This is a genomic window from Pseudomonas sp. P20 (assembly GCF_016463925.1).
Taxonomy (GTDB): Bacteria; Pseudomonadota; Gammaproteobacteria; order Pseudomonadales; family Pseudomonadaceae; genus Pseudomonas; species Pseudomonas aeruginosa.
The window spans coordinates 64,812-76,898 of record NZ_JAEMVM010000024.1 but is presented as its reverse complement, the minus strand read 5'-3'; the positions used below and the strand labels follow the sequence as shown (position 1 = coordinate 76,898).

13 protein-coding genes and 2 tRNA genes are annotated in these 12,087 nt (G+C 64.9%); 8 read left to right on the top strand and 7 right to left on the bottom strand.

Annotation, left to right across the window (positions count from 1 at the left end; translation table 11 throughout):
- Positions 1-48 precede the first annotated feature (48 nt).
- The 4 genes from JHD77_RS24720 to rdgC all read right to left on the bottom strand — a co-directional run bounded on the left by JHD77_RS24720 (position 49) and on the right by rdgC (position 2,869).
- Entirely contained in the window at positions 49-258 is a 210-nt protein-coding gene (locus JHD77_RS24720) for a cold-shock protein (RefSeq protein ID WP_003091604.1), read from the bottom strand.
- A gap of 214 nt (positions 259-472) precedes the next feature.
- Positions 473-787 carry a quaternary ammonium compound efflux SMR transporter SugE gene (gene sugE, locus JHD77_RS24715; RefSeq protein WP_003091603.1) on the bottom strand — a complete coding sequence of 105 codons (315 nt, stop codon included), beginning with the start codon at positions 785-787 and terminating at the stop codon, positions 473-475.
- A gap of 139 nt (positions 788-926) precedes the next feature.
- The gene (locus JHD77_RS24710; protein WP_003452887.1) at positions 927-1,862 is read right to left on the bottom strand and encodes a bile acid:sodium symporter family protein; all 936 of its coding nucleotides are present in this window, start codon (positions 1,860-1,862) and stop codon (positions 927-929) included.
- 86 nt (positions 1,863-1,948) lie between these two features.
- Positions 1,949-2,869 (bottom strand): recombination-associated protein RdgC, encoded by a 921-nt coding sequence (gene rdgC, locus JHD77_RS24705; protein WP_003091601.1) that lies wholly within the window; start codon positions 2,867-2,869, stop codon positions 1,949-1,951.
- Between the two features lie 164 nt (positions 2,870-3,033).
- Between rdgC and JHD77_RS24700 the strand changes: the two genes are divergently transcribed.
- The 4 genes from JHD77_RS24700 (at position 3,034) to JHD77_RS24685 (ending at position 5,021) form a co-directional block, all read left to right on the top strand.
- Positions 3,034-3,109: transfer RNA gene (locus tag JHD77_RS24700), tRNA-Val, on the top strand.
- A 16-nt stretch (positions 3,110-3,125) separates the two neighbouring features.
- Positions 3,126-3,202, top strand: a tRNA-Asp gene (locus JHD77_RS24695).
- 256 nt (positions 3,203-3,458) lie between these two features.
- Positions 3,459-4,220, top strand: coding sequence for an FKBP-type peptidyl-prolyl cis-trans isomerase (locus JHD77_RS24690; RefSeq protein WP_003091600.1), 762 nt, complete (start codon positions 3,459-3,461; stop codon positions 4,218-4,220).
- A 369-nt stretch (positions 4,221-4,589) separates the two neighbouring features.
- Complete coding sequence (locus tag JHD77_RS24685) at positions 4,590-5,021, top strand: YkvA family protein (RefSeq protein WP_003114790.1); 432 nt, start codon at positions 4,590-4,592, stop codon at positions 5,019-5,021.
- On the opposite strand, the gene JHD77_RS24680 is transcribed toward JHD77_RS24685, so the two are convergent.
- Positions 5,009-5,755, bottom strand: a complete 747-nt coding sequence (locus tag JHD77_RS24680) for a substrate-binding periplasmic protein (RefSeq protein WP_003119685.1) — start codon at positions 5,753-5,755, stop codon at positions 5,009-5,011. The genes JHD77_RS24685 and JHD77_RS24680 overlap by 13 nt on opposite strands.
- A 103-nt stretch (positions 5,756-5,858) precedes the next feature.
- On the opposite strand from JHD77_RS24680, the gene JHD77_RS24675 reads away from it, so the two are divergent.
- The 3 genes from JHD77_RS24675 to JHD77_RS24665 are packed head-to-tail and all read left to right on the top strand — an operon-like array spanning position 5,859 to position 7,007.
- The gene (locus tag JHD77_RS24675; RefSeq protein ID WP_003091597.1) at positions 5,859-6,170 is read left to right on the top strand and encodes a helix-turn-helix domain-containing protein; all 312 of its coding nucleotides are present in this window, start codon (positions 5,859-5,861) and stop codon (positions 6,168-6,170) included.
- Positions 6,171-6,172: 2 nt separating this feature from the next.
- Positions 6,173-6,538, top strand: coding sequence for a hypothetical protein (locus tag JHD77_RS24670; RefSeq protein ID WP_003114793.1), 366 nt, complete (start codon positions 6,173-6,175; stop codon positions 6,536-6,538).
- Entirely contained in the window at positions 6,528-7,007 is a 480-nt protein-coding gene (locus JHD77_RS24665; protein WP_003091595.1) for a tetratricopeptide repeat protein, read from the top strand. The genes JHD77_RS24670 and JHD77_RS24665 overlap by 11 nt, the downstream gene beginning before the upstream one ends.
- Positions 7,008-7,047: 40 nt before the next feature.
- Here JHD77_RS24665 and JHD77_RS24660 read toward each other — a convergent pair whose 3' ends face one another.
- Both JHD77_RS24660 and JHD77_RS24655 read right to left on the bottom strand, forming a co-directional pair.
- On the bottom strand, positions 7,048-8,769 hold the full coding sequence (locus JHD77_RS24660) for a bifunctional diguanylate cyclase/phosphodiesterase (RefSeq protein WP_034007793.1): 1,722 nt from the start codon (positions 8,767-8,769) through the stop codon (positions 7,048-7,050).
- A gap of 95 nt (positions 8,770-8,864) precedes the next feature.
- A complete protein-coding gene (locus JHD77_RS24655) occupies positions 8,865-10,961 on the bottom strand; it encodes a carboxy terminal-processing peptidase (protein WP_003091593.1) in 2,097 nt (698 codons plus the stop codon).
- Positions 10,962-11,090: 129 nt separating this feature from the next.
- Between JHD77_RS24655 and JHD77_RS24650 the strand changes: the two genes are divergently transcribed.
- The gene (locus JHD77_RS24650; RefSeq protein WP_003119687.1) at positions 11,091-12,053 is read left to right on the top strand and encodes an NAD(P)H-quinone oxidoreductase; all 963 of its coding nucleotides are present in this window, start codon (positions 11,091-11,093) and stop codon (positions 12,051-12,053) included.
- Positions 12,054-12,087 lie beyond the last annotated feature (34 nt).

Genomic DNA, 12,087 nt, shown 5'->3' with positions numbered 1-12,087 from the left:
AACGAAAAAGCCCCGGCGATGCCGGGGCTTTTTTTGGCGAACTACAAGTTAGATAACTTGTACTTCGTCGGCTTGCAGGCCTTTCTGGCCGTTGACGACCACGAAGGAAACCTTCTGGCCTTCCTGCAGGCTCTTGAAGCCGGTGCCCTGGATGGAACGGAAGTGAACGAACAGGTCGTTACCGCTTTCCGGGGTGATGAAGCCGAAGCCTTTGGCGTCGTTGAACCATTTTACGGTGCCGTTCTGACGATTCGACATGGTGTAACTCCTGAAACAAAGTTGATTGCGGCGACGGAAATATCCGAGCCGGTAGGTACTGAGTTGCAAAGAGTACGAGGAGCCGAGGCGATGAGCGGACCGAGATCTACCACACCAGGTCACGATTCACTGTGACCCAAGCAAGCACAGTGGTCGCAGAGTACGCGATAAAACTGCGGAAAGCGATACCCCTCGGAGCATATTCGATGGATGTCTAATGGCTCAGCTTGAGGCCGACCAGTCCGCAGACGATCAGCGCGACGCTGGCCAGGCGCAGCAATGCCATAGATTCGCCGAACAGGACGATCCCGGCGATTACCGTGCCGACCGCGCCGACCCCGGTCCAGACGGCATAGGCGGTGCCCAGCGGCAGGTGCTTCATGGCCAGGCCGAGCAGGCCCAGGCTGACCAGCATGGCGAGCGCCGTGAGGACCGTGGGAAGCGGCTTGCTGAAGCCTTCGGTGTATTTCAGACCAACGGCCCAGCCCACTTCGAACAGGCCGGCGAAAAACAGGATGATCCAGGACATGGCGATCTCCAGGGCAACGGGTGGCGGGGCCGTCCCCATTCGATCACCGGCCGGAGGCGGGTGGTGAGGTCGTCCTCACTGCGTGCGGTATTTTGCATGGTTCATCGGTCGGGACAAGGCTTCCCGACCGGGACCCAGTTCAACGCGGCGTATCTTCCATGCGCCGGAACAGGGCGGCCAGCAGCGAACCGGAGAGATTGTGCCAGACGCTGAACAGCGCGCTGGGCACCGCTGCCAGGGGCGAGAAATGGGCGTTGGCCAGCGCCGCGCCGAGCCCCGAGTTCTGCATGCCGACTTCGATGGCCAGGGCCTTGCGCTGTGCCAGCGGCATGCCGGTCAGCTTGCCGGTGAGATAGCCGAGCGACAGGCCGAAGCCGTTGTGCAGCATCACCACGGCCATGATCAGCAGGCCGGACTCGGCGATCCGCGCCTGGCTGGCGGCCACCACCGCGGCGATGATCACCACGATGCTGAATACCGAGACCAGCGGCAGCACCTCCGCCACCTGTCGGGTGCGCTCGCCGAGCAGGCGCTGTGCCAGCAGGCCGAGGGCGATGGGCACCAGCACCACCTGGAGGATCGACAGGAACATCGCCGCGAACGACACCGGCAGCCAGGCCGAGGCCAGCAGCCAGACCAGCGCCGGCGTGACCAGCGGGGCGAGCAGGGTGGTCACCGAGGTGATCGCCACCGACAGGGCGACATCGCCACGGGACAGCCAGGTCATCACGTTGGAAGCGGTGCCGCCGGGGCAGCAGCCGACCAGGATCACGCCCACCGCGATCTCCGCCGGCAACTGCAACAGGCGACAGAGCAACCAGGCCAGGCCGGGCATGATGACGAACTGGGCCAGCACGCCGATCAGCACCCGTATGGGGTGCCGGGCGACCTCGCGGAAGTCTTCGCCCTTGAGCGTCAGGCCCATGCCGAACATCACCAGGCCGAGCAGCGGCGCGATGGCGACGGTGAGCGGGAGGAACCAGGCCGGCCGGAAGAAGGCGAGGATGGCGAACAGCAGGACCCAGAACGGGAAGCTGGCGCTGACGAAACGGCTCAGGGCGGTCAGGGCACGCATGGGCTTTCCTTGTTATTGGACGGCCGCCAGTCTGCCATGCCGGGCGCGACTCTCCCAGCGGCGGGCGCCGCCGGGAGAGCGGGGCGTCAGACGCCCTGGGGGATTTCTTCGCCGCCGAGGGCCTCGAAGAGCGCCGGAAGGAATTCGGCGAAGGTCAGCATCATCAGGGTGAAGCTGGCATCGAGCTGGCCGAGGGCGTCTTCGCCGCCGTCCTTTTCCGCCTGCTCCTGCAGCAGGTCTTCGAAGCGCAGGCGCTTGACCGCCAGCTTGTCGTCGAGGACGAAGGACAGCTTGTCCGACCAGGCCAGGGACAACTGGGTGACCAGCTTGCCGGCGGTGAGATGCAGCTGGATTTCCTCGCTGGTCAGGTCCTGGCGCTTGCAACGGACCACGCCGCCGTCCTCGTGGGTGTCGCGCAGCTCGCATTCGTCGAGCACGTGGAAGTCGCCGGCGGCTTCCTGGGTCTTGACCCAGTCGGTGAGGGTCGCGGTCGGCGCGACCTTCACGCTCAGCGGGCGTACCGGCAGGGAGCCGAGCGCTTCGCGCAGCGTCGAGAGCAGGTCTTCGGCCTTCTTCGCGCTGGCCGAGTCGACCAGGATCAGGCCGAGGCTCGGCGCGATCGCGGCGAAGGTGCTGGAGCGGCGGATGAAAGCGCGCGGCAGCAGGGTCTGGACGATCTCGTCCTTCAACTGGTCGCGTTCCTTTTTGTAGACTTTGCGCATCTGCTGGGCTTCGATCTCGTCGACCTTTTCCTTCAGTGCGTCACGCACGACGCTGCCCGGCAGGATGCGCTCTTCCTTGCGTGCCGAGATCAGGAAGAAGTCCTGGCTGACGTGTACCAGCGGTGCGTCCGGGCCTTTGCCGAACGGCGCGGTGAAGCCGTAGGTGGTCAGCTCCTGGCTGGCGCAGGGGCGGGCGGGTTTTTCGCCGAGGGCTTTCTCGAGGGAATCGGCATCCAGTTGCAGATCCTGGGTGAGGCGGTAGACGAGCAGATTGCGGAACCACATGGGGTCGTTCTCTCCGGGCACAAAGGACCCATTATTCCGCCGCTGGCGGCTCAGGCCAACCCCGGTCCGTCGCTAACTCCTTGGAACGGCAGAAAATTTTTTTCATCGAGGGGCTTGCCAGGGGGCGAATCGCTCCGTAGAATGCGCCCCACTTCGAGAGTGAAGGGTGATTAGCTCAGCTGGGAGAGCATCTGCCTTACAAGCAGAGGGTCGGCGGTTCGATCCCGTCATCACCCACCAATCTCGCAAGTTACGCGCAGCGGTAGTTCAGTCGGTTAGAATACCGGCCTGTCACGCCGGGGGTCGCGGGTTCGAGTCCCGTCCGCTGCGCCATTTCCTTCCTTCGCTGTATCTCTTGCGCTTCCTTCCCGTTTCATAATTCGACGTTTTTCGACGCTTCCTTTCCGCTGTTCTTCTGTCCTCGTTCCACGCGTTCGTTCTGCTATCTCCTTCATTTTTCGGAAAGTTCGGCCTTGAACTTATCCGCGCGCACCTGTTCCTATTGCCCATAGCCACTGGTCGCGACAGCCTGCTAAGCTCGCGGCTTCATCGAATATGCCCGAGCGGCGAACAGATTAAAGGACTCAGCATGAAACAACATCGGTTGGCAGCAGCGATCGCACTGGTCGGTCTGGTTCTCTCCGGCTGCGATTCGCAGACCAACGTTGAGTTGAAGACCCCGGCGCAGAAAGCTTCCTATGGTATCGGCCTGAACATGGGCAAGAGCCTGTCCCAGGAAGGCATGGACGACCTGGATTCGAAAGCCGTCGCCAAGGGCATCGAAGACGCCCTCGGCAAGAAGAAGCAGCAGCTCACCGATGAAGAGCTGACCGAAGCCTTCGCCTTCCTGCAGAAACGTGCCGAGGAGCGCATGGCGGCCATCGGCGACGAAAACGCCAAGGCCGGCAAGAAGTTCCTCGAGGAAAACGGCAAGCGCGACGGCGTGACCACCACCGCTTCCGGCCTCCAGTACGAAATCGTGAAGAAGGCCGATGGCCCGCAACCGAAGGCCACCGACGTGGTGACCGTCCACTACGAAGGCCGCCTGACCGATGGCACCGTCTTCGACAGCTCCATCGAGCGCGGCAGCCCGATCGACCTGCCGGTCAGCGGCGTGATCCCGGGTTGGGTCGAAGCCCTGCAACTGATGCACGTCGGCGAGAAGATCAAGCTGTACATCCCCAGCGAGCTGGCCTACGGCGCGCAGAGCCCGAGCCCGGCGATCCCGGCCAACTCGGTACTGGTCTTCGACATGGAACTGCTCGGCATCAAGGATCCGTCCAAGCCGGACGCGGAGCCCGAGGCCGGTGCCGCAGCGCAGCCCGAAGCCAAGGCGGACGCGAAGAAGTAATTTTTCCGCCGCGATGCATGAAACGCCCCGTCCATGACGGGGCGTTTTCATTTGCGGATTCGGCTGAACCCAGGCGCTGCCGCGAGGGTCTGAAAACAGGTCGAGGGCACGGCCGGTGTTACCCTTATGCACACATTTGTCGCACGTCGACCCGACCTACGGTATTGACCTCGGGTTGTCCGTTGCGCTAGGTCAAACCCTTGATTTTCAATGCTTTTAGAGCATTGTCTAAAAAGTGTCCGATCTGTCGGAAAGCCTGTAGCGACGGGCTTCTCGCCGACGGAAGGGGGGGCTGTTCACAAGGTTATCCACAGTATGCGTGGATAACCCGGAGAGCCTCGGCGGCAAGCGCTTGAGCGAGGTGGAAGGATGGATGCACCACGAGGATTCAGTCGTTACCTGGGGATCGCGGAACGTTTCCTGGCCCGTGGCCGGGTGCCCGCCTTGTTGATTGCGGTAGCACGCAAGCGCTCGCGCCTGAAGCTGGTGAAGAGCGACCTGCGCCTGCTGCAGGAACTGCTGGTGGCCTGGGTTCGCGGCGAATACCGCGGACTCAGCCGCCAGGCGTTGCTCTCGGTGATCGCGGCGCTGGCCTATTTCCTTTCGCCGGTGGATATCGTTCCCGACTTCATCTTCGGTGTCGGCCTGCTCGACGATCTCGCCGTCCTGGCCTGGGTAGTGCGTCGCTGGCAGGCCGAGCTGGATGCCTTCAAGGTCTGGCGTGACGCCCAGGGCGTCGAGACGCAACAGGCGCTGCGAGAGCTGCCGGCTCCCAGGGCGGAGCGCGTTCAGGGTTCCTGAGGCGCTTGCAGGCTGTTTTCCAGCAGGCGCCCGATGCTGCCGTCCCTGACCATCTCGTCGAGCACCCGGTCCATACTTTCGACGGGGACCGGCAGTTGTCCGCCATAGATGCAGTGCATCCGATAGCTCTGCAGTACCAGCGGACTGACGCTCAGGCCCAGCTCGGGATGCTGGCGCGTCAGGTAGAGCAGCGGGCGGCGCATGTCCACCGCGGCGTCCAGGCGCGAACGCTTGAGCATCTGCACGCGACTGGCCAGGTCGCGGGTATCTTCGCGGCGAATTTCCCCGGCAGCGAAGGCCTGCATGAGATCGTCCGCGTAGACATAGCCTAGACTTGTACCCAGGGTCTTGCCGCGCAGCTCGGCGAAGTCGCGGATCGCCGGACGGTCGTCGCGCTGCAGGAGGACGTCCTGCTCTTCGAAGAGGGCAGGAGACCAATGGTAGCGTTCGGGTTTGCTATCCCATTCGGGGTTGGAGTTGCAGATCACGTGAATATGTCCGCTGGCCATGAAGCCGTCGATCCTTCGGTTCGGCGTTTCCACGAAACGCAGCGACAATCCCAGCCGCTGCGCGACCCGCTCCCCCAACTGGCGGGTGAAGCCGCCTTGCAGCTGGTGGTCGACGATGTCCACGTAGGGCATGCCGTCGGCGGGGCTGAAGCCCCAGCGCAGCTCGCCGGCGAAGGCCTGTCCGACTCCCAGCAGGATGCACAAACCAAGACTTCTCCGGCGCACCCGTGGGCTCCTCCACCAGGCAGACTGTGTGACCAGGGCAGCAGTATAGCCAGTCCGCAGCGGCGCGGTGCCTGATAAGATGGCGGCTTGCAAGGAGACCGACATGAATGTCCAAGTGATCACGCGAGACGGCGAGGCGGAATACGCGGTGTTGCCCTGGGCCGAATACCAGGCGTTGCTGGCCGCCGCCGGTCGCCCGGCCGCCAGTGTCGCGGTGGAGACGACCGCGCCGGCGGTGCCATCCGCGAGCCTGCTGGAGCGCCGCGAGGCGCGCGGCCTGAGCCTGGAACAGGTGGCCCGGGAGGTCGGTATCAGTCCTTCCTACATGGCGATGATCGAACGCGGCGAACGCGAGGCCAGCGAGGCCATCCTGTTCGCCCTGGAGCGTGTGCTGGGCAAAGCGACGGGGGCCTGACCTTGAGTGTGCTGATCAGCCGTAAACACTGGGATAGCCTGCTGCTGGAAATCGAGGATGCGCGTCGCCAGCGTCATCTGCTCACCTACCGGGCGCTGATCGAGCGCCTGCAACTGCCGACTCCGGCGATGACCACCCTCACAGCGGCTCTCGAGCACCTGGCATCGCTGGATGCGCGCTCGGGGCGTCCGTTGCGCAGTTCGCTGGTCATCAGCCAGGGCGCAAGCCGCTTGCCGCGCACCGGTTTCTTCGAGTGCGTGGAGCGCCTCGGGCGTTTTTCCGGTCCGCCGGACGGCCCGGCCGCGGCTGGCTGGCATGCGGCGGAAGTGGTCCGTGTCTTCGAATTCGAGTATCCCGATGAACTCTGAATGGATCTGGCGCCTGCGCGCCCGCCTCGGTTACGGCGTGGCCCGGCAGTTGCTGGGCTGGCCCTGGCTGGTCAAGCAGCCGCGAGCCTGGCAGTGGATGCAGGGGCAGTTCTCGCGCATGGCCAACCTCGGACACCGCGACGCCCAGGCGTTCTACGGTCACCTGCTGCTGTTCCGTGGACAGGGCTTCGGCGCGCGCGAGGAGGGCCTGCGCCTGCTGCGCCTGGCTGCCAGCGCGGGCGATGGGAAAGCGGCCTACCAGCTCGGCGTGCAGGCGCTCAAGGGCGACAGCCGGCAAGCGCCCGACGCGCTGGCAGCCAGCCGCCACTGGGCGCAAGCGGCAGAGGCGGGCCACCCGCTGGCGGCGCGCAAGCTGGCGGAACTCTACCGCGATGGAGGCCCGGGCCTGGCGCCGGACAGCGAGCGCGCCGAGCACTATGCGCAACGGGCGTCCGCGCTCGGTCTATAGCTGAACGAACGGTTCAGGCGGCCTCGATCAGGTGCAGGCTTTAGCCTGGCAGCGCCTTGGCCTGGCGCTTGGCCTCGGAGGCCAGCGTCGCCAGGTGCGCGGCATCCATTCCCTGGCAGGCTTCGGCCGGTAGATGCACCACGCCGACGGACAATGACAGCAGCGGGTACTCCTCGCGCTGGCCATGGCGATTGTGTGCAACGAAACAGCCGGCTTCCAGGTGCTCGCGGCTGTAGAAGCGTCGGCATTGGCTCTGGAAGGTTTCCAGCAATCGGTCGATCCGTGTGCGCCAGTCCTCGGGGCCGAGCACCAGCATGAAGTCGTCGCCGCCGATGTGGCCGACGAAGTCGCTGCCCGGGTCGATCCGTTCGCTCAGGCACTGTGCCAGGCACAGCAGGACCTCGTCGCCGCGGGCGTAGCCGTAGAGATCGTTGAAGGGTTTGAAGCTGTCGACGTCGATGTAGCAGATCACCGCCTCGCGCCTTTGTTGCAGCAGGCGTTCGAGGCATTGCTGGATCGGCACGTTGCCGGGAAGCAAGGTGAGCGGATTGGCGTGCCGCGCCTGCTGGAGCTTTTCCTCGGTGATCAGCCTGAGCACGTCGATCACCCGGCCCATGCCCGCATAGTGCCCGCCGCGGGTGACGATGAAATCTTCCTCGATACGCTGGCGTGCGCGGCTAGTCAGCAGGCGGCTGACCTGCTGCAGGGTCTGGCCGAGTTCCACGGCGAGAAAATCGTCGCTCATCAGGCGGCTGATCGGCTTGCGCAGGAACAGGTCGCAGGCGAAGGGCCGGAGCAAGGCGTCGGTGAGCGCGTGGCGATGGACGATGCCGATGGGACGCCCTTCTTCGTCGAGGATCGCCAGGGAGTTCAGGTTGGCCTGGTGACGGAAGATTTCCACCACTTCCTGGGTCGAGGTGCGAACGTCGACCGCGCGCTGTTCCAGCAGCAGCGCACGCAGGTCGCCGTGCTCGTCGCCGGATGACTGGCTGGGGGCGCCAGCGCTGGGCAGCATCTGTTGTACGTCGCTCGCCGGGTGTTCCTGCGGGCGGCCGAACAGATAGCCTTGCACCAGGTCGACCCCCATCTCGCTAAGCACCGCCAGTTCCTCGGGCAGTTCGATGCCTTCGGCGATGACCTGGGCGCGAGAGGCCCTGGCCATCTTCAGGATGGAGCCGACGAACTCGCGTTTCACGGTGTCCAGGTGGATGCCGTCGACGAAGTGGCGGTCGATCTTCACGTAGTCCGGACGCAGTTCCGACCACAGGCGCAGGCTGGAGTAGCCAGCGCCGAGGTCGTCGAGGGCGATGGAGAAGCCCATGGCGCGATAGTGGTGCAGCGCGGTGTCGAGCAGGTCGAAGTCGTCGATGGGGGTCTGTTCGGTCAGTTCGATCACCACCCGGTTCGGCGAGATCCCCAGCTGTTGCAGCAATTGCAGGGTGCGGCCGGGCGGATGGCCGGCTTCGAGGAGGGACTCCGGGGAGACGTTGAGGAACAGCATGGCGTCGCCCTGGATGTCGCGGAAGCGGCTGAAGGCGCGTTGTCGGCAGAGCAGTTCCAGTTCGCTCAGCCGTCCGCATTGGCGGGCCACGGCGAACAACGCCAGGGGCGAGTGCAGCGGGCTGTTGGACGGACCGCGGGTCAGCGCTTCGTAGCCGACCAGGCGCCGTTCGGAAAGCGAGAGGATGGGCTGGAACAGGCAGTGCAGGTCGCCGTGGGCCAGGATGCTGTCCAGGGCGCTCAACTGCTCGGTGACGGTCATGGAACGCTCTCGTCGCAATGAAAAAGGGCCGGTTGTGCAACCGGCCCCGTATTTCACGACAGTCCCATGACTGTTTTATGACGCTCCCGCTGAACTCAGTGCTTGGCCACCGCCGAGTTGAGGTTCAGGTAGTCCAGCAGGATGTGCCCGGACTCGGTGAGGTAGGCGTCGTCCTGCGGCTTGGTCTTGTCGTCCTCTTCCGGCAGGGCGTTCTCGTCCTCTCGCTTGAGTTCCTTCAGCGGCTCCTGGCCCTTGGACTTGCGCAGGGCGTTCTCCATGGCCAACTGGCGGTTCTCGATGCTGGTCTGCTGGGCGCGGCGCTTGGCCTCGTTCAGGCTGACGGTCTTCTCCTTCATCAGCTCCTGGGCCAGCGCCAGGCGCTCGCGGGCGTAGACGAAGTCGGCGTTGTTCTCGGTGCGTGCGTCGTGCTGGGCCTTGAGTTGCGCGAGGAACGGCTTGAACGGGTTGGCCTCGTCCTTCACCACCGGGCGGATGGTGTCCCAGGGCATCGAGTCGGGCAGGGCGCTTTCGCCGATTTCCTTGTCGTCGACGATGGACGGGTAGCTGATGTCCGGGATCACGCCCTGGTGCTGGGTGCTCTGCCCGGAGACACGGTAGAACTTCGCCAGGGTCAGCTTCAGTTCGCCGTGGTTGAGCGGCTGGATGGTCTGCACGGTGCCCTTGCCGAAGGTCTGTCCACCGAGGATCAGCGCGCGGTGGTAGTCCTGCATGGCGCCGGCGAAGATCTCCGAGGCGGAGGCCGAGAGACGGTTGACCAGCACGGCCAGCGGGCCGGTATAGAAGGCCTTGCCTTCGTCGTCGTTGAGCACGTCGACGCGGCCGTCGCTGTTGCGCACTAGTACGGTCGGGCCCTGGTCGATGAACAGGCCGGTCAGCTCGGTGGCCTCCTGCAGGGAGCCGCCGCCGTTGTTGCGCAGGTCGAGGACGATGCCGTCGACCTTGTCCTTCTGCAATTCGGCGACCAGCTTCTTCACGTCGCGGGTGGTGCTCTTGTAGTTCGGGTCGCCGGCGCGGTAGGCCTTGAAGTCCAGGTAGAAGGCCGGCAGGTCGATCACGCCGAGCTTGTAGCTGCGGCCTTCGTGGTCGACCTTGATGATGGATTTCTTCGCCGCCTGGTCCTCCAGCTTCACCGCCTCGCGGGTGATGGCGACGATCTTGCTGGTCTGGTCGTTCGGCGCGTTGCTCGCCGGAATCACTTCCAGGCGTACCTGGGAACCTTTCGGCCCACGGATCAGCTTGACCACTTCATCCAGGCGCCAGCCGACCACGTCGACCATTTCGCCCTTGCCCTGGGCGACGCCGATGATCTTGTCGGAGGTGGCGATCTGCTTGCTCTTCGCCGCCGGGCCGGCCGGCACCAGGCGTACGACCTTGACGTAGTCGTTGTCGCTCTGCAGCACCGCGCCGATGCCTTCCAGCGAGAGGCTCATGTTGATGTCGAAGTTTTCCGCGTTGTCCGGCGACAGGTACTGGGTGTGCGGATCGTAGGACTGGGCGAAGGCGTTGATGTAGGCCTGGAAGATGTCTTCGCTGCGGGTCTGCTTCAGGCGCGACAGCTGGTTCTTGTAGCGCTTGGTGAGCTGTTCCTGGATCGCCTTGTCGTCCTTGCCGGTGATCTTCAGGCGCAGGACCTCGTCCTTCACCTTCTTGCGCCAGAGGTCGTCGAGCTCTGCGGTGTCCTTCGCCCAGGGGGCCTTTTCGCGGTCGATCAGCAGGCTCTCGTCGACGCTGAAGTCGATCTTGTCGACGCCCTTGTCGAGCATCGCCAGGGCGTAGTCGAGCCGACCTTTCAGGCGGTCGAGGTGGCGCTTGTAGATGACGAAGCCGGGATCGAGGTCGCCGCTCTTGAGGAAGTCGTCGAACCTGTTGCGCCAGCGATCGAACTCGGCGATGTCGCCGGCGGTGAAGTACATCCGCGCCGGATCGAGCATCTTCAGGTAGCTGTCGTAGATCTTGGCCGAGCGTTCATCGTTCAGCGGCGGCTTGTTGTAGTGGTGCCGCTTGAGCAGTTCCACCACGTTGAGGCTGGCGATGACCTGCTCGCGGTCCGGCTGCAGGCTGTCCCAGGAATTCTGGGCGCTGCCGACGGAGACGGCGGTCGAGGCGAACAGCGGCAGCGAACTGGCGCCGAGGAGGAGCAACAGGGCGGTACGGGGCAGAAAACGCTTCATGCTGATTCGACTGATCGCGGAGTAATGACGCATATTAGGCCTTATTAGCCGGCGCCGGGTTCCCTTGGCGCAATGCAAAAAGCCCGACTCTGGGTGATCGGGCCGTGACAACCCCACTATGGAGGCAGCGTGAACGCATTGCAAGGTATCGAAGGTCGTGTCGAGTGGTCGGAAATCGCCGCCCCGTCCTGCGGTCAGGGCGAAATCCGCATCCGCGTGGCGGCCGCCGGACTCAACCGCGCCGACCTGTTGCAGAAGGCCGGGCTCTACCCGCCGCCACCCGGCGCCAGCCCGGCGCTGGGGCTCGAGTGTGCGGGTGTGGTCAGCGAGGTGGGCGCGGGCAGCACCTGGCAGGTCGGCGACCGGGTCTGCGCGCTGCTCGCCGGCGGCGGCATGGCCGAGGAAGTGGTGGTGGACGCGCGCCACGTACTGCCGGTCCCGGCAGGGCTGAGCCTGGCGGAGGCGGCGGGGATTCCGGAGGTCTACGCCACGGCCTGGCTGAACCTGTTCCAGTTGGCGGCGTTGCAGCCCGGCGAGAAAGTGCTGCTGCACGCCGGCGCCAGCGGCGTTGGTTCGGCCGGCATCCAATTGTGCAAGGCGTTCGGCAACCCCTGCTGGGTCAGCGTCGGTTCCGCCGAACGCCTGGCCTACTGCGAATCCCTGGGCGCCGCCGGCGGCGTGCTGCGCAAGCAGAGCCTGGAATCGCTGCGCGATTTCGCCCCGTTCGACGTGATCCTCGATCCGGTCGGCGCCCGCTATGCCGGGTTGAACCTGGAGTTGCTGCGGCGCGACGGGCGCTGGGTGATCATCGGCCTGATGGGCGGCCGCGAGGCGCAACTGGACCTGGCTCAACTGCTAGGCAAACGCATCCAGTTGACCGGCTCGACCCTGCGTACCCGTGATGCCGAGTTCAAGGCGCAGTTGATCGCCGAACTGGGGTTGAAGGTCTGGCCATTGTTCTCCGCCGGGAAACTCCGCGCGCAGCTGGAGCGAACCTTCCCGATCGGCGACGCCGAGGCGGCGTTCGAGGCGTTGGCGAGCAACCAGGTGCAGGGCAAGGTCGTGCTGGTGGTGGACCCGTCGCTGGCCTGAAGGGCCGCTTCGGCGAGGCGATGGAAAGCGCGAT